This is a genomic window from Actinomyces sp. MRS3W (genome assembly GCF_032465695.1).
GTDB lineage: Bacteria > Actinomycetota > Actinomycetes > Actinomycetales > Actinomycetaceae > Actinomyces.
In genome coordinates, this window is sequence record NZ_JAWDJJ010000264.1 from 1 (window position 1) to 16,324 (window position 16,324).

Consider the following 16,324-nt stretch of genomic DNA (forward strand, 5'->3'; position numbering starts at 1 on the left):
ACGCCATCCCCTGGGCGGCCAGCATCACCGGTCTGACCCGGCAGGCGCGCACCGCTGCGGACACCACCCGGGTACTCGTCGTCGACCGGCCCGGCGTGCAGCGCGCCACCGCCGACTTCCTGCGCGCGGTCATGCAGCAGCTTCCTGAACCGCAAGGGTTCATGCCCGGTCCGGCCGGTGGCGTCGTGCGCACGGTGGCGACCGGCGAGGTAGCGGGATTGCTCGGCATGCTGTCCACCCGCGTGCTGGGCCAGGTGTTGCCGGTCGGGCTGGACGACGGTGGTGGGGCCGGGGCGCGCATGCTGCTCGTGGCCCCCAACGTGCTGGCGTTGCAGCGCCAGCGGGACCTGGATCTGCTTGACCTGCCCGCCTGGGTGGCGCTCCACGAAGCCGTCCATGTCCTCCAGCTGGCCGCCGCACCTTGGCTGGTGGATTACCTGGCCGGTGCGGCGCACGACGTCGCTGCCGCCATTGTCCGGTCACCCGCGGACGACGGCGGCCCGGCAGCCCGGATGGCCCGGGTCGCTCGGCAGCTGCGCGCCGCGGTGGCGTCGGGCGACGGAACCGGCTTCCTGGCCGGCTACCTGGGTGAGGCCGAGCGTGCGCAGTTGGACGTCGTCGTCGCCACCATGGCGTTGTTGGAGGGGCACGCCGTGGCGGTGCTCGACGCCGTCGAGCCCGCCCGCATGCCGTCGGTGCACCGCTTGCGCGCGGTCATGAATCATGTCGGCGATGGCGGCGCGGGCACCGTGCTGGACCGGTTGCTCGGCCTGGATGCCAAGCGGAGGCAGTACGTTGACGGGGCCGCCTTCGTACGCGCCGTCGTGGCGCGGGTGGGCCATGCCGGCCTCAACGCGGCGTGGGCGGGGCCGGGCAACCTGCCGACCCGGGCGGAGATCGCCCGGCCCCAGGCATGGATCGAGCGGGTTGTGGACTAAGACACCACAGACGGGGTGAGCCGGCGTCGCCCGTGCGCGACCGGGCTGGTGGGCGCAAGGTGTGAAAGGATCAGCGGGCAACGAGGCTCCGGCCCGTGCAACGCCCACGACGGCGCCGCTCCGGCCAGCCCCACGTATTGACTCAAAACCGGCCGGATATCAAGGAGGCTTATATGGACGCCGCGGACATGGGCGCCGACCTGCAGCAGGTGCTCATCACCGAGGAGGAGATCAACCAGCGTCTGGATGAGATGGCGGCCCAGATCGACGCCGACTACGCCGGGCGCGACCTGCTACTCGTGGGTGTGCTCAAGGGTGCCGTCTATGTGATGGCGGACCTGTCGCGGCGCCTGCACCGCTCCGTGCCCATGGACTGGATGGCGGTGTCCTCCTACGGCTCGGGCACCAAGTCCAGCGGCGTGGTGCGCATCCTCAAGGACCTCGACGCTGATCTGACCGGGCGGCACGTGTTGGTGGTGGAGGACATCATCGACTCCGGGCTGACCCTGTCATGGCTGCTCGGCAACCTGTCCAGCCGCGGCGCCGCCAGCGTGGAGATCGCCACGCTGCTGCGCAAGCCGGAGGCCGCCAAGGTGGAGGTAGACGTCAAGTACGTGGGCTTCGATATTCCCACCGAGTTCGTGGTGGGCTACGGCTTGGACTATGCGGAGAAGTACCGCAACCTGCCGTTCATCGGCACGCTGCGCCCGGAGGCCTACGGCGGCTGAACCCACACGTGGGTGGGCTCAGCCGCCGGCCAGCCGGATGCGATCCCCTAGCGCGTCAACAGGCGGCCGACAGCGGCCAGCCTGTCCGCAGCGGGCATCTCAACGGAGGTCTCAGCTCCAACGGTGGTGGTGCTCGATGGCGCGGGAGTACTGCCGCTGGGTCGGCACCGGGGTGATGACGCGGGTGGCCCCGGAACCGGTTCCCGTAGTGGTCGAGGGCAAGGAGTCCTGGCGATCAGTGTTCTCAGATCCGGTGGAGGTGGAGCCCTGGCTCGACGCGCCCTCGGACTGCGTGGCGTCGGTGCTCGAACCGGTGTTGGCGGCCTCCTTCGTCCAGGCCGGGCGGGCCACGAACGACAGGTCGGCCTCCAGCGTCGGGCCGAGTGCGGTGATGTTGACGCCGTCGCCTATGCCCGTGGAGTGGATGAGCAAGCCGTCACCCAGGTAAATCGCCGCGTGGTAGACGTTGCCGAAGTAGGTGGCCTCGTCGCCGCTGCGTACCTGCGCGAGCATGCCCTCCGGGTCCTGTGTGGAGAAGAACAGGATGTCCCCGCGCTCGTAGTTGCCGTCGGTCTCTAGCCACAGGTCGCCGTTGGCGTAGAACCAGCTGGCCAGGTTGTTGGCGCGCCAGATCTTCGAGGTGGAGGGGTCCACACCGAAGTCGACGGCGTAGCCCACCTGGGTGTTCGCGTCATCCACGTAGGTCGTGTGGTTGTAGTCCCAGCCCAACAGCGTCATGCTGACGAAGGTGGAACAGGTGATGCCGTAAGGGGCGGTGTAGTCGCTGTGGACCACCGTGCCGGTCAGTGGCGTGGGGCGGCTGGAATCCCACACCAGCTGGCTGCCGGCGTCGTAGAAGCTCTGCGCACGGGAGATGAGGTCCTCCACGGCGGCGGAGTTGGCCGAGCGCGGAGCCGAGGTCGGCAGCCCCTGCGGCACCGCCCAGCTGTTGTCGTCGGCCAGCGGGACGGCAATATTGCCCTCGACGCCGTCGGGGAGGGTGCTCTCTACGGAGAACTGCATGCCGGCGCCGTCGTCGGCGTACTCATCCCCGGCGGTGTACACGGTGCCGGACAGGCCGGAGGCGGCCATGAGGTCGGCGATGGTATCGAATTCGGTGCGCGAGGCGACGACCGCCTGGGCTTGGGTGGTGGGGAACGCCATGGTGGCCACGGCAACGGATAGACCGGCGGCGGCGATTTTGGCGGCGAAGGCGGCGCACCGACGCCGTGATGTGAATGGCGACAAAGTTCAGGGTCTCCTGGGTCTGCAACGGGTGGTACTGCCGGTGAGGGTGGGCCCGTTAAGGGCGGGGCCCGGTCCGAGGCAGTTCGGGGATGTCGTGTCCCCTCCGACTCGAATCCACGAGCGGACGAACACGCTGCCTACACCGTATGCGACAACGTCAGGCCCTCACCAAGCGTGTCTGACCTCAAGCCACCTCGACTTGGTCACATTGCAGACACACAGACTTGCGTGGTGATCCGGTTCTATCGCGGCATTCCGCCCACGCCCGGCGCGAACAGTGGGGTGTGGAGGCGATACATGTCGGTGTTTTCCGCTAGCGTCAAGGGGGTTAGATGCGCGAAGGGACCGAACGTCGATGAACGATTCCGATGACAACCGCATGATGGCACGCTCTGGGAAGCAGGGCGGCCGCGGTAGCGACAGGGGCAGCTCCAGGCAGGGGGACAAGCGGCGCCGTGCGACGCGGGGCAACCCGTTGCTGTGGATTGCGCCCTTCGTCATGCTCATCCTGCTGGGGTGGGCCCTGTTCTCCAGCGCCAGCGGGTACCGCGCCATCGACACCTCCGAGGGTCTGGCGATCCTCAAGGACCAGGCCAGCACCATCGAGTCCGTCACCGTCATCGACGGCACCCAGCGCGTCGAACTGGACCTCACCGAGGACTACACCAGTCAACCGACCAGAGCCGGCGAAACCGCCGAGAACATGGGTAAGCGGGTTCAGTTCACCTTCACCGAGGCGCAGGCCGGCCAGGTCAACCGGCTGGTCCAGGCCGCCGATCCCTCCGGCGGCTACAACTCGGTTGTCCCCACCACGACCTGGTGGTCCTCCATGCTGCAGCTGCTGCTGCCGATGGTCATCTTCCTCGGCCTCATGTGGTGGTTCCTCGGCCGCATGAGCGGTGGCCGCAACGGCACCATGGGCTTTGGGCGTTCTAAGGCGAAGGTCGGCTCGAAGGAGATGCCCGACGTCACCTTCGACGACGTCGCCGGGGAGGACGAGGCCGTCGAGGAGCTGGAGGAGATCCGCGAGTTCCTCTCCGAGCCGGAGAAGTTCCAGGCCGTCGGCGCCAAGATCCCCAAGGGCGTGCTGCTCTACGGCCCGCCCGGCACCGGTAAGACCCTCCTGGCGCGCGCCGTCGCCGGGGAGGCCGGGGTGCCCTTCTTCTCCATGTCCGGTTCGGAATTCGTGGAGATGTTCGTGGGTGTGGGCGCCTCGCGTGTCCGCGACCTGTTCGACCAGGCCAAGGAGAACGCCCCCGCCATCATCTTCGTCGATGAGATCGACGCCGTCGGCCGCCACCGTGGGTCCGGCATGGGCGGCGGGCACGACGAGCGCGAGCAGACCCTCAACCAGCTGCTGGTGGAGATGGACGGCTTCGACGCCACCACCAACGTCATCCTCATCGCCGCCACCAACCGGCCCGACGTCCTCGACCCCGCGCTGCTGCGCCCCGGCCGCTTCGACCGGCAGGTCAGCGTGGAGGCCCCCGACATGGCCGGCCGCGCCGCCATCCTGCGCGTCCACGCCAAGGGCAAGCCCATGACCCGCGACGTTGACCTCGACCAGGTCGCCAAGCGCACCCCCGGCTTCACCGGGGCGGACCTGGCCAACGTCCTCAACGAGGCGGCTCTGCTCACGGCCCGCTCCAACGCCCAGCTCATCGACAATCGCGCCCTGGACGAGGCCATCGACCGCGTCATCGCTGGCCCGCAGAAACGCACCCGGGTCATGAACGACCACGAGAAGGCAGTCACCGCCTACCACGAGGCCGGTCACGCCCTGTGCGCGGCGGCCAGCGCCTACTCCGACCCGGTCACCAAGGTCACCATCCTGCCGCGCGGCAAGGCCCTGGGCTACACCATGGTCATGCCCACCGACGACAAGTACTCGACCACCCGCAATGAGCTTCTCGACCAGCTCGTCTACGCCATGGGCGGGCGCGCCGCGGAGGAGATCGTCTTCCAGGACCCCACCACCGGCGCCTCCAACGACATCGAGAAGGCCACCGACACGGCCCGCAAGATGGTCACCGACTACGGCATGACCCGCTCGGTGGGCGCGGTGCGGCTCGGCACCACCGAGAACGAGACGGTCCTGGGTCTGAACGCCACCAGCCGCGACTTCTCCGAGGATGTCGCCGCTACGGTCGACGCCGAGGTACGCGCCCTCATGGACGCTGCCCACCGCGAGGCCTGGGAGATCCTGGTACGCAACCGGGACGTTCTGGAGGATCTGGCCACCCAGCTGCTGGAGAAGGAAACACTGCTGGAGAAGGACCTGGAGCGCATCTTCGCCCCCGTGGTCAAGCAGCCGCGGCGTCCCCTGTGGCGCTCCGACGACGCACTCGTTCTCACCGACGAGGTTGCCGCCACCTTCGCTGCCGCCGCCCAGGCGCCGGACCGTCATGCCGCCAAGGCGGCCGCAGCCCGGGTCGCGCACGACACCGCCTCCACCGCAGCGACTGACCTGCCGGCAGCGGAGACGCCGTCCGCCGTCGGCACGGCGCCCAGAGACACGTCCGGGGGCGAGGCCCAACCGGGCGGGGCACAGCAGGGCGAACAAGAATGGCGGCAGTGGTGAGCTACGACGCTGAAGGCGTGCGCCGCGCCATCCGAGATCTGCTCATCGCCATCGGGGAGGACCCGGACCGGGACGGACTGCGTGATACTCCGGACCGGATGTCCCGCGCCTACGCGGAGATGTTCTCCGGCCTGGAGGAGGATCCGGCCAGCCACTTGGAGACCGTTTTCGACGCCGACCATCAGGAAATGGTGCTTGTGCGGGACATTCCCCTGTACTCGGTGTGCGAGCACCACCTGCTGCCCTTCCACGGGGTGGCCCACGTCGGCTACATTCCTGGCGAGGACGGCCGGGTCACGGGCCTCAGCAAACTCGCGCGCCTGGTTGAGGGCTACGCCCGGCGCCCCCAGGTGCAGGAACGGCTCACCTCCCAGATCGCCGACGCCATGGTTGAGCGCCTGGGCGTGCGCGGCGTCATCGTCGTCATCGAGGCGGAGCACCTGTGCATGTCCATGCGGGGCGTGCGCAAGCCCGGCGCTAACACCATCACCAGTGCGGTGCGCGGCGCCATGCACAACGCCGCCACTCGTTCCGAGGCCATGAGCCTGGTGCTGGGCCGCCGCGCCTGAACGGACTGCCGGCTGCGGGGCGCCGCGCGGGCGCCGGGGTTGCGAAATCCGGGGGAACCTGGCGCCGTCCGATAGCCTGGGGGCGTGAACGCGATTCCTGTCACCGCTCCGGCGCCGCTGCCGCAGCCGCTTGCGGCGGCCTCCGCAGCCGGGCGGACGTTGGTGATGGGAATCGTCAATGTCACCCCCGACTCCTTCTCCGACGGCGGCCGTTGGGACACCACCGAGCTTGCCGTTGCCCACGGCCGTCAGCTGCTGGCCCAGGGTGCCGACATCCTCGACATTGGCGGCGAGTCCACGCGTCCGGGTGCTGATCGAGTGACACCCCAGGAAGAGCAGGGGCGCGTACTGCCGGTCATCCGGGCGCTGGCCGACGCCGGCGCCGTCGTCTGCGTGGACACCCTCCACGCCGCCACCGCTGCGGCGGCCATCGACGCCGGCGCCTGTATGGTCAACGACGTCTCCGGGGGCCTGGCCGATGCCGACATGCATCGCCTCGTCGCCGAAAGGAACGTGGTGTACGTTTGCCAGCACTGGCGCGGCAATCCCGAGACCATGGACACACTGACCGACTACGGTGAGGCGGGCGTCGTTGCCGGAGTGGAGACCGAGCTGCGTCAACGCCTGGCTGAGCTTGACGCCGCCGGGGTGCGCCGGGAGCAAATCGTCCTTGACCCCGGTCTCGGTTTCGCCAAGACTCCCTCTCAGTCCTGGACGCTGCTTGCGGCCACCCGACGCCTGATGGCTGATCTGGGGCATCCTGTCCTCATTGGCGCGTCGCGTAAGCGCTTCCTCGCCTCGGCCACCGTCCCTGAAGCTGCCGCCGACCCGCTCGCACGCGACGCCGCCACTACCGCCACCACCGCCCTGGCCGCCGCCGCCGGCGCCTGGGCCGTCAGAGTCCACGAGGTCCCGAGCAACCGGGACGCCGTCCACACGGCTTCCCTTTGGAAGGAACACCGATGAGTACCAATCACGCCTCCCTCGACAGGATCCGGCTGACGGGCTTGTCCGCCCGCGGCTACCACGGACTCCTTCCCTTCGAACGCACCGAGGGGCAGCTGTTCACCGCCGATGTCACCGTCTTCCTGGGGGAGCGCGGCACAGCGGTCGCCGCCGTGACCGACTCGGTCACCGACGCCGTCAATTATGTTGACGTGGCCCGAGCCGTCGTCGGTGTCATTGAGGGCGAACCTGTCGGCCTGCTCGAGACGCTCGCCGAGCGCGTGAGCGAGGCGGTCCTCGCGCTTCCGCGCGTCACCGCCGTCGAGGTCACCGTTCACAAGCCCCAGGCTCCGCTCGACGTCGCCTTCGACGACGTATCCGTGTCCATCTCCCGCGATGCCGACAGCGCCGCCGCAGGTGCCGGCGTCGCAGCCCCCGTGGAGGAGCCGGCCGTCATTCCGACGGAGCCACCGACTCCGGTGGTCTCTGCTGCTGCGCCAGCCCCGATTGCGACGCCGGTCCCCGCACCGGCAGCGGATGAGGCCGCGCCCGCCACGGGTGAGGAAGCCGGCCTGGCCCACGGCGCTCCCCAGGCGGAGCCCGCAGCTGTTTTCTCCCCCGAGGAGCCCTTATCTGCGCCGCCCGCCCCCGGGGTGGATGCGGTGCTTGCAACGCCGGAGGCCCCGATCGCCGGGCAGGGGCCGGCCGTGGCGGCCGCTCCGGAGCCGGTGGCGGCTGCGCAACCAGCGCCGCAGCCGCCGGTTGATCCACTGACCGTGCGTCCCCAAGCACCCGTGGAACTCGTCATCGCCCTGGGCGGCAACGTCGGCGGTGTTGTTCCCTCCCTGCGCACCGCGGTGCACACCCTGCGAGACACCGACGGCATCATGGTCACCAACGTCGCACCGCTGGCCCGCACGGCGGCCGTCATCGATGACGGATCCGAACAGCCCGACTACCTCAACACGGTGGTGCTGGCGACCACGACGCTCTCCCCGCGCGAGGTGCTCGCCGTCTGCCAGGACCTTGAAGCCGCCGCGGGGCGCGTGCGCCCCCGGCCGCAGGGGCCCCGCACGCTCGACGCCGACATCATCACCTACGAGGGGGTCACCTCGACCGACCCCGAGCTCACCCTCCCGCACCCGCGCGCTGCGCAGCGCGCGGGTGCGGGAGGGTGAGCTCGGGGTCGGTCGAGGTGACCCCCTCGTAGGTGATGATGTCGGCGTCGAGCGTGCGGGGCCCCTGCGGCCGGGGGCGCACGCGCCCCGCGGCGGCTTCAAGGTCCTGGCAGACGGCGAGCACCTCGCGCGGGGAGAGCGTCGTGGTCGCCAGCACCACCGTGTTGAGGTAGTCGGGCTGTTCGGATCCGTCATCGATGACGGCCGCCGTGCGGGCCAGCGGTGCGACGTTGGTGACCATGATGCCGTCGGTGTCTCGCAGGGTGTGCACCGCGGTGCGCAGGGAGGGAACAACACCGCCGACGTTGCCGCCCAGGGCGATGACGAGTTCCACGGGTGCTTGGGGACGCACGGTCAGTGGATCAACCGGCGGCTGCGGCGCTGGTTGCGCAGCCGCCACCGGCTCCGGAGCGGCCGCCACGGCCGGCCCCTGCCCGGCGATCGGGGCCTCCGGCGTTGCAAGCACCGCATCCACCCCGGGGGCGGGCGGCGCAGATAAGGGCTCCTCGGGGGAGAAAACAGCTGCGGGCTCCGCCTGGGGAGCGCCGTGGGCCAGGCCGGCTTCCTCACCCGTGGCGGGCGCGGCCTCATCCGCTGCCGGTGCGGGGACCGGCGTCGCAATCGGGGCTGGCGCAGCAGCAGAGACCACCGGAGTCGGTGGCTCCGTCGGAATGACGGCCGGCTCCTCCACGGGGGCTGCGACGCCGGCACCTGCGGCGGCGCTGTCGGCATCGCGGGAGATGGACACGGATACGTCGTCGAAGGCGACGTCGAGCGGAGCCTGGGGCTTGTGAACGGTGACCTCGACGGCGGTGACGCGCGGAAGCGCGAGGACCGCCTCGCTCACGCGCTCGGCGAGCGTCTCGAGCAGGCCGACAGGTTCGCCCTCAATGACACCGACGACGGCTCGGGCCACGTCAACATAATTGACGGCGTCGGTGACCGAGTCGGTCACGGCGGCGACCGCTGTGCCGCGCTCCCCCAGGAAGACGGTGACATCGGCGGTGAACAGCTGCCCCTCGGTGCGTTCGAAGGGAAGGAGTCCGTGGTAGCCGCGGGCGGACAAGCCCGTCAGCCGGATCCTGTCGAGGGAGGCGTGATTGGTACTCATCGGTGTTCCTTCCAAAGGGAAGCCGTGTGGACGGCGTCCCGGTTGCTCGGGACCTCGTGGACTCTGACGGCCCAGGCGCCGGCGGCGGCGGCCAGGGCGGTGGTGGCGGTAGTGGCGGCGTCGCGTGCGAGCGGGTCGGCGGCAGCTTCAGGGACGGTGGCCGAGGCGAGGAAGCGCTTACGCGACGCGCCAATGAGGACAGGATGCCCCAGATCAGCCATCAGGCGTCGGGTGGCCGCAAGCAGCGTCCAGGACTGAGAGGGAGTCTTGGCGAAACCGAGACCGGGGTCAAGGACGATTTGCTCCCGGCGCACCCCGGCGGCGTCAAGCTCAGCCAGGCGTTGACGCAGCTCGGTCTCCACTCCGGCAACGACGCCCGCCTCACCGTAGTCGGTCAGTGTGTCCATGGTCTCGGGATTGCCGCGCCAGTGCTGGCAAACGTACACCACGTTCCTTTCGGCGACGAGGCGATGCATGTCGGCATCGGCCAGGCCCCCGGAGACGTCGTTGACCATACAGGCGCCGGCGTCGATGGCCGCCGCAGCGGTGGCGGCGTGGAGGGTGTCCACGCAGACGACGGCGCCGGCGTCGGCCAGCGCCCGGATGACCGGCAGTACGCGCCCCTGCTCTTCCTGGGGTGTCACTCGATCAGCACCCGGACGCGTGGACTCGCCGCCAATGTCGAGGATGTCGGCACCCTGGGCCAGCAGCTGACGGCCGTGGGCAACGGCAAGCTCGGTGGTGTCCCAACGGCCGCCGTCGGAGAAGGAGTCGGGGGTGACATTGACGATTCCCATCACCAACGTCCGCCCGGCTGCGGAGGCCGCCGCAAGCGGCTGCGGCAGCGGCGCCGGAGCGGTGACAGGAATCGCGTTCACGCCCCCAGGCTATCGGACGGCGCCAGGTTCCCCCGGATTTCGCAACCCCGGCGCCCGCGCGGCGCCCCGCAGCCGGCAGTCCGTTCAGGCGCGGCGGCCCAGCACCAGGCTCATGGCCTCGGAACGAGTGGCGGCGTTGTGCATGGCGCCGCGCACCGCACTGGTGATGGTGTTAGCGCCGGGCTTGCGCACGCCCCGCATGGACATGCACAGGTGCTCCGCCTCGATGACGACGATGACGCCGCGCACGCCCAGGCGCTCAACCATGGCGTCGGCGATCTGGGAGGTGAGCCGTTCCTGCACCTGGGGGCGCCGGGCGTAGCCCTCAACCAGGCGCGCGAGTTTGCTGAGGCCCGTGACCCGGCCGTCCTCGCCAGGAATGTAGCCGACGTGGGCCACCCCGTGGAAGGGCAGCAGGTGGTGCTCGCACACCGAGTACAGGGGAATGTCCCGCACAAGCACCATTTCCTGATGGTCGGCGTCGAAAACGGTCTCCAAGTGGCTGGCCGGATCCTCCTCCAGGCCGGAGAACATCTCCGCGTAGGCGCGGGACATCCGGTCCGGAGTATCACGCAGTCCGTCCCGGTCCGGGTCCTCCCCGATGGCGATGAGCAGATCTCGGATGGCGCGGCGCACGCCTTCAGCGTCGTAGCTCACCACTGCCGCCATTCTTGTTCGCCCTGCTGTGCCCCGCCCGGTTGGGCCTCGCCCCCGGACGTGTCTCTGGGCGCCGTGCCGACGGCGGACGGCGTCTCCGCTGCCGGCAGGTCAGTCGCTGCGGTGGAGGCGGTGTCGTGCGCGACCCGGGCTGCGGCCGCCTTGGCGGCATGACGGTCCGGCGCCTGGGCGGCGGCAGCGAAGGTGGCGGCAACCTCGTCGGTGAGAACGAGTGCGTCGTCGGAGCGCCACAGGGGACGCCGCGGCTGCTTGACCACGGGGGCGAAGATGCGCTCCAGGTCCTTCTCCAGCAGTGTTTCCTTCTCCAGCAGCTGGGTGGCCAGATCCTCCAGAACGTCCCGGTTGCGTACCAGGATCTCCCAGGCCTCGCGGTGGGCAGCGTCCATGAGGGCGCGTACCTCGGCGTCGACCGTAGCGGCGACATCCTCGGAGAAGTCGCGGCTGGTGGCGTTCAGACCCAGGACCGTCTCGTTCTCGGTGGTGCCGAGCCGCACCGCGCCCACCGAGCGGGTCATGCCGTAGTCGGTGACCATCTTGCGGGCCGTGTCGGTGGCCTTCTCGATGTCGTTGGAGGCGCCGGTGGTGGGGTCCTGGAAGACGATCTCCTCCGCGGCGCGCCCGCCCATGGCGTAGACGAGCTGGTCGAGAAGCTCATTGCGGGTGGTCGAGTACTTGTCGTCGGTGGGCATGACCATGGTGTAGCCCAGGGCCTTGCCGCGCGGCAGGATGGTGACCTTGGTGACCGGGTCGGAGTAGGCGCTGGCCGCCGCGCACAGGGCGTGACCGGCCTCGTGGTAGGCGGTGACTGCCTTCTCGTGGTCGTTCATGACCCGGGTGCGTTTCTGCGGGCCAGCGATGACGCGGTCGATGGCCTCGTCCAGGGCGCGATTGTCGATGAGCTGGGCGTTGGAGCGGGCCGTGAGCAGAGCCGCCTCGTTGAGGACGTTGGCCAGGTCCGCCCCGGTGAAGCCGGGGGTGCGCTTGGCGACCTGGTCGAGGTCAACGTCGCGGGTCATGGGCTTGCCCTTGGCGTGGACGCGCAGGATGGCGGCGCGGCCGGCCATGTCGGGGGCCTCCACGCTGACCTGCCGGTCGAAGCGGCCGGGGCGCAGCAGCGCGGGGTCGAGGACGTCGGGCCGGTTGGTGGCGGCGATGAGGATGACGTTGGTGGTGGCGTCGAAGCCGTCCATCTCCACCAGCAGCTGGTTGAGGGTCTGCTCGCGCTCGTCGTGCCCGCCGCCCATGCCGGACCCACGGTGGCGGCCGACGGCGTCGATCTCATCGACGAAGATGATGGCGGGGGCGTTCTCCTTGGCCTGGTCGAACAGGTCGCGGACACGCGAGGCGCCCACACCCACGAACATCTCCACGAATTCCGAACCGGACATGGAGAAGAAGGGCACCCCGGCCTCCCCGGCGACGGCGCGCGCCAGGAGGGTCTTACCGGTGCCGGGCGGGCCGTAGAGCAGCACGCCCTTGGGGATCTTGGCGCCGACGGCCTGGAACTTCTCCGGCTCGGAGAGGAACTCGCGGATCTCCTCCAGCTCCTCGACGGCCTCGTCCTCCCCGGCGACGTCGTCGAAGGTGACGTCGGGCATCTCCTTCGAGCCGACCTTCGCCTTAGAACGCCCAAAGCCCATGGTGCCGTTGCGGCCACCGCTCATGCGGCCGAGGAACCACCACATGAGGCCGAGGAAGATGACCATCGGCAGCAGCAGCTGCAGCATGGAGGACCACCAGGTCGTGGTGGGGACAACCGAGTTGTAGCCGCCGGAGGGATCGGCGGCCTGGACCAGCCGGTTGACCTGGCCGGCCTGCGCCTCGGTGAAGGTGAACTGAACCCGCTTACCCATGTTCTCGGCGGTTTCGCCGGCTCTGGTCGGTTGACTGGTGTAGTCCTCGGTGAGGTCCAGTTCGACGCGCTGGGTGCCGTCGATGACGGTGACGGACTCGATGGTGCTGGCCTGGTCCTTGAGGATCGCCAGACCCTCGGAGGTGTCGATGGCGCGGTACCCGCTGGCGCTGGAGAACAGGGCCCACCCCAGCAGGATGAGCATGACGAAGGGCGCAATCCACAGCAACGGGTTGCCCCGCGTCGCACGGCGCCGCTTGTCCCCCTGCCTGGAGCTGCCCCTGTCGCTACCGCGGCCGCCCTGCTTCCCAGAGCGTGCCATCATGCGGTTGTCATCGGAATCGTTCATCGACGTTCGGTCCCTTCGCGCATCTAACCCCCTTGACGCTAGCGGAAAACACCGACATGTATCGCCTCCACACCCCACTGTTCGCGCCGGGCGTGGGCGGAATGCCGCGATAGAACCGGATCACCACGCAAGTCTGTGTGTCTGCAATGTGACCAAGTCGAGGTGGCTTGAGGTCAGACACGCTTGGTGAGGGCCTGACGTTGTCGCATACGGTGTAGGCAGCGTGTTCGTCCGCTCGTGGATTCGAGTCGGAGGGGACACGACATCCCCGAACTGCCTCGGACCGGGCCCCGCCCTTAACGGGCCCACCCTCACCGGCAGTACCACCCGTTGCAGACCCAGGAGACCCTGAACTTTGTCGCCATTCACATCACGGCGTCGGTGCGCCGCCTTCGCCGCCAAAATCGCCGCCGCCGGTCTATCCGTTGCCGTGGCCACCATGGCGTTCCCCACCACCCAAGCCCAGGCGGTCGTCGCCTCGCGCACCGAATTCGATACCATCGCCGACCTCATGGCCGCCTCCGGCCTGTCCGGCACCGTGTACACCGCCGGGGATGAGTACGCCGACGACGGCGCCGGCATGCAGTTCTCCGTAGAGAGCACCCTCCCCGACGGCGTCGAGGGCAATATTGCCGTCCCGCTGGCCGACGACAACAGCTGGGCGGTGCCGCAGGGGCTGCCGACCTCGGCTCCGCGCTCGGCCAACTCCGCCGCCGTGGAGGACCTCATCTCCCGTGCGCAGAGCTTCTACGACGCCGGCAGCCAGCTGGTGTGGGATTCCAGCCGCCCCACGCCACTGACCGGCACGGTGGTCCACAGCGACTACACCGCCCCTTACGGCATCACCTGTTCCACCTTCGTCAGCATGACGCTGTTGGGCTGGGACTACAACCACACGACCTACGTGGATGACGCGAACACCCAGGTGGGCTACGCCGTCGACTTCGGTGTGGACCCCTCCACCTCGAAGATCTGGCGCGCCAACAACCTGGCCAGCTGGTTCTACGCCAACGGCGACCTGTGGCTAGAGACCGACGGCAACTACGAGCGCGGGGACATCCTGTTCTTCTCCACACAGGACCCGGAGGGCATGCTCGCGCAGGTACGCAGCGGCGACGAGGCCACCTACTTCGGCAACGTCTACCACGCGGCGATTTACCTGGGTGACGGCTTGCTCATCCACTCCACGGGCATAGGCGACGGCGTCAACATCACCGCACTCGGCCCGACGCTGGAGGCCGACCTGTCGTTCGTGGCCCGCCCGGCCTGGACGAAGGAGGCCGCCAACACCGGTTCGAGCACCGACGCCACGCAGTCCGAGGGCGCGTCGAGCCAGGGCTCCACCTCCACCGGATCTGAGAACACTGATCGCCAGGACTCCTTGCCCTCGACCACTACGGGAACCGGTTCCGGGGCCACCCGCGTCATCACCCCGGTGCCGACCCAGCGGCAGTACTCCCGCGCCATCGAGCACCACCACCGTTGGAGCTGAGACCTCCGTTGAGATGCCCGCTGCGGACAGGCTGGCCGCTGTCGGCCGCCTGTTGACGCGCTAGGGGATCGCATCCGGCTGGCCGGCGGCTGAGCCCACCCACGTGTGGGTTCAGCCGCCGTAGGCCTCCGGGCGCAGCGTGCCGATGAACGGCAGGTTGCGGTACTTCTCCGCATAGTCCAAGCCGTAGCCCACCACGAACTCGGTGGGAATATCGAAGCCCACGTACTTGACGTCTACCTCCACCTTGGCGGCCTCCGGCTTGCGCAGCAGCGTGGCGATCTCCACGCTGGCGGCGCCGCGGCTGGACAGGTTGCCGAGCAGCCATGACAGGGTCAGCCCGGAGTCGATGATGTCCTCCACCACCAACACGTGCCGCCCGGTCAGATCAGCGTCGAGGTCCTTGAGGATGCGCACCACGCCGCTGGACTTGGTGCCCGAGCCGTAGGAGGACACCGCCATCCAGTCCATGGGCACGGAGCGGTGCAGGCGCCGCGACAGGTCCGCCATCACATAGACGGCACCCTTGAGCACACCCACGAGTAGCAGGTCGCGCCCGGCGTAGTCGGCGTCGATCTGGGCCGCCATCTCATCCAGACGCTGGTTGATCTCCTCCTCGGTGATGAGCACCTGCTGCAGGTCGGCGCCCATGTCCGCGGCGTCCATATAAGCCTCCTTGATATCCGGCCGGTTTTGAGTCAATACGTGGGGCTGGCCGGAGCGGCGCCGTCGTGGGCGTTGCACGGGCCGGAGCCTCGTTGCCCGCTGATCCTTTCACACCTTGCGCCCACCAGCCCGGTCGCGCACGGGCGACGCCGGCTCACCCCGTCTGTGGTGTCTTAGTCCACAACCCGCTCGATCCATGCCTGGGGCCGGGCGATCTCCGCCCGGGTCGGCAGGTTGCCCGGCCCCGCCCACGCCGCGTTGAGGCCGGCATGGCCCACCCGCGCCACGACGGCGCGTACGAAGGCGGCCCCGTCAACGTACTGCCTCCGCTTGGCATCCAGGCCGAGCAACCGGTCCAGCACGGTGCCCGCGCCGCCATCGCCGACATGATTCATGACCGCGCGCAAGCGGTGCACCGACGGCATGCGGGCGGGCTCGACGGCGTCGAGCACCGCCACGGCGTGCCCCTCCAACAACGCCATGGTGGCGACGACGACGTCCAACTGCGCACGCTCGGCCTCACCCAGGTAGCCGGCCAGGAAGCCGGTTCCGTCGCCCGACGCCACCGCGGCGCGCAGCTGCCGAGCGACCCGGGCCATCCGGGCTGCCGGGCCGCCGTCGTCCGCGGGTGACCGGACAATGGCGGCAGCGACGTCGTGCGCCGCACCGGCCAGGTAATCCACCAGCCAAGGTGCGGCGGCCAGCTGGAGGACATGGACGGCTTCGTGGAGCGCCACCCAGGCGGGCAGGTCAAGCAGATCCAGGTCCCGCTGGCGCTGCAACGCCAGCACGTTGGGGGCCACGAGCAGCATGCGCGCCCCGGCCCCACCACCGTCGTCCAGCCCGACCGGCAACACCTGGCCCAGCACGCGGGTGGACAGCATGCCGAGCAATCCCGCTACCTCGCCGGTCGCCACCGTGCGCACGACGCCACCGGCCGGACCGGGCATGAACCCTTGCGGTTCAGGAAGCTGCTGCATGACCGCGCGCAGGAAGTCGGCGGTGGCGCGCTGCACGCCGGGCCGGTCGACGACGAGTACCCGGGTGGTGTCCGCAGCGGTGCGCGCCTGCCGGGTCAGACCGGTGATGCTGGCCGCCCAGGGGATGGCGT

The 16,324-nt window shown here is 69.5% G+C and carries 14 protein-coding genes; 7 read left to right on the forward strand and 7 right to left on the reverse strand.

Features of this window, described 5'->3' with window-relative positions; genetic code table 11:
- Together RWX45_RS10060 and hpt (RWX45_RS10055) are read left to right on the forward strand one after the other, a co-directional pair.
- The coding region (locus RWX45_RS10060) for a zinc-dependent metalloprotease (protein ID WP_316023578.1) at positions 1 to 938 on the forward strand (938 nt) is incomplete at its 5' end.
- A 173-nt stretch (positions 939 to 1,111) separates the two neighbouring features.
- Complete coding sequence (gene hpt / locus RWX45_RS10055; protein WP_316023579.1) at positions 1,112 to 1,666, forward strand: hypoxanthine phosphoribosyltransferase; 555 nt, start codon at positions 1,112 to 1,114, stop codon at positions 1,664 to 1,666.
- A gap of 111 nt (positions 1,667 to 1,777) precedes the next feature.
- Here hpt (RWX45_RS10055) and RWX45_RS10050 read toward each other — a convergent pair whose 3' ends face one another.
- Positions 1,778 to 2,914, reverse strand: a complete 1,137-nt coding sequence (locus tag RWX45_RS10050) for a hypothetical protein (RefSeq protein ID WP_316023580.1) — start codon at positions 2,912 to 2,914, stop codon at positions 1,778 to 1,780.
- A gap of 355 nt (positions 2,915 to 3,269) precedes the next feature.
- Here RWX45_RS10050 and ftsH (RWX45_RS10045) point away from each other — a divergent pair, with 355 nt between their 5' ends.
- The 4 genes from ftsH (RWX45_RS10045) to folK (RWX45_RS10030) all read left to right on the forward strand — a co-directional run bounded on the left by ftsH (RWX45_RS10045) (position 3,270) and on the right by folK (RWX45_RS10030) (position 8,187).
- A complete protein-coding gene (gene ftsH, locus RWX45_RS10045; RefSeq protein ID WP_410050710.1) occupies positions 3,270 to 5,495 on the forward strand; it encodes an ATP-dependent zinc metalloprotease FtsH in 2,226 nt (741 codons plus the stop codon).
- Positions 5,492 to 6,064: a GTP cyclohydrolase I FolE gene (gene folE, locus RWX45_RS10040; protein WP_316023581.1), complete on the forward strand. Its 573-nt coding sequence runs from the start codon at positions 5,492 to 5,494 to the stop codon at positions 6,062 to 6,064. Before ftsH (RWX45_RS10045) ends, folE (RWX45_RS10040) begins: the two co-directional genes overlap by 4 nt.
- 84 nt (positions 6,065 to 6,148) lie before the next feature.
- Entirely contained in the window at positions 6,149 to 7,030 is an 882-nt protein-coding gene (gene folP / locus RWX45_RS10035; protein WP_410050711.1) for a dihydropteroate synthase, read from the forward strand.
- Complete coding sequence (gene folK / locus RWX45_RS10030) at positions 7,027 to 8,187, forward strand: 2-amino-4-hydroxy-6-hydroxymethyldihydropteridine diphosphokinase (protein ID WP_316023582.1); 1,161 nt, start codon at positions 7,027 to 7,029, stop codon at positions 8,185 to 8,187. Before folP (RWX45_RS10035) ends, folK (RWX45_RS10030) begins: the two co-directional genes overlap by 4 nt.
- On the opposite strand, the gene folK (RWX45_RS10025) is transcribed toward folK (RWX45_RS10030), so the two are convergent.
- The 4 genes from folK (RWX45_RS10025) to ftsH (RWX45_RS10010) all read right to left on the reverse strand — a co-directional run bounded on the left by folK (RWX45_RS10025) (position 8,138) and on the right by ftsH (RWX45_RS10010) (position 13,055).
- Positions 8,138 to 9,298, reverse strand: a complete 1,161-nt coding sequence (folK, locus tag RWX45_RS10025) for a 2-amino-4-hydroxy-6-hydroxymethyldihydropteridine diphosphokinase (protein WP_316023582.1) — start codon at positions 9,296 to 9,298, stop codon at positions 8,138 to 8,140. The genes folK (RWX45_RS10030) and folK (RWX45_RS10025) overlap by 50 nt on opposite strands.
- Positions 9,295 to 10,176, reverse strand: a complete 882-nt coding sequence (folP, locus tag RWX45_RS10020; protein WP_410050711.1) for a dihydropteroate synthase — start codon at positions 10,174 to 10,176, stop codon at positions 9,295 to 9,297. Before folP (RWX45_RS10020) ends, folK (RWX45_RS10025) begins: the two co-directional genes overlap by 4 nt.
- 84 nt (positions 10,177 to 10,260) lie before the next feature.
- Positions 10,261 to 10,833: a GTP cyclohydrolase I FolE gene (folE, locus tag RWX45_RS10015; RefSeq protein ID WP_316023581.1), complete on the reverse strand. Its 573-nt coding sequence runs from the start codon at positions 10,831 to 10,833 to the stop codon at positions 10,261 to 10,263.
- A complete protein-coding gene (ftsH, locus tag RWX45_RS10010; RefSeq protein WP_410050710.1) occupies positions 10,830 to 13,055 on the reverse strand; it encodes an ATP-dependent zinc metalloprotease FtsH in 2,226 nt (741 codons plus the stop codon). Before ftsH (RWX45_RS10010) ends, folE (RWX45_RS10015) begins: the two co-directional genes overlap by 4 nt.
- 355 nt (positions 13,056 to 13,410) lie before the next feature.
- On the opposite strand from ftsH (RWX45_RS10010), the gene RWX45_RS10005 reads away from it, so the two are divergent.
- Positions 13,411 to 14,547, forward strand: a complete 1,137-nt coding sequence (locus RWX45_RS10005) for a hypothetical protein (RefSeq protein WP_316023580.1) — start codon at positions 13,411 to 13,413, stop codon at positions 14,545 to 14,547.
- A gap of 111 nt (positions 14,548 to 14,658) precedes the next feature.
- On the opposite strand, the gene hpt (RWX45_RS10000) is transcribed toward RWX45_RS10005, so the two are convergent.
- Positions 14,659 to 15,213 (reverse strand): hypoxanthine phosphoribosyltransferase, encoded by a 555-nt coding sequence (hpt, locus tag RWX45_RS10000; RefSeq protein WP_316023579.1) that lies wholly within the window; start codon positions 15,211 to 15,213, stop codon positions 14,659 to 14,661.
- 173 nt (positions 15,214 to 15,386) lie between these two features.
- Positions 15,387 to 16,324, reverse strand: a 938-nt coding sequence (locus RWX45_RS09995; RefSeq protein WP_316023578.1) for a zinc-dependent metalloprotease, incomplete at its 5' end; no start/stop codon positions are given.

Coding starts and splice junctions, on each gene's coding strand:
- ftsH (WP_410050710.1), top strand. CDS start 3,270: ATGAACGATTCCGATGACAACCGCATGATGGCACGCTCTGGGAAGCAG.
- ftsH (WP_410050710.1), bottom strand. CDS start 13,055: ATGAACGATTCCGATGACAACCGCATGATGGCACGCTCTGGGAAGCAG.
- folK (WP_316023582.1), bottom strand. CDS start 9,298: ATGAGTACCAATCACGCCTCCCTCGACAGGATCCGGCTGACGGGCTTG.
- hpt (WP_316023579.1), top strand. CDS start 1,112: ATGGACGCCGCGGACATGGGCGCCGACCTGCAGCAGGTGCTCATCACC.
- hpt (WP_316023579.1), bottom strand. CDS start 15,213: ATGGACGCCGCGGACATGGGCGCCGACCTGCAGCAGGTGCTCATCACC.
- folK (WP_316023582.1), top strand. CDS start 7,027: ATGAGTACCAATCACGCCTCCCTCGACAGGATCCGGCTGACGGGCTTG.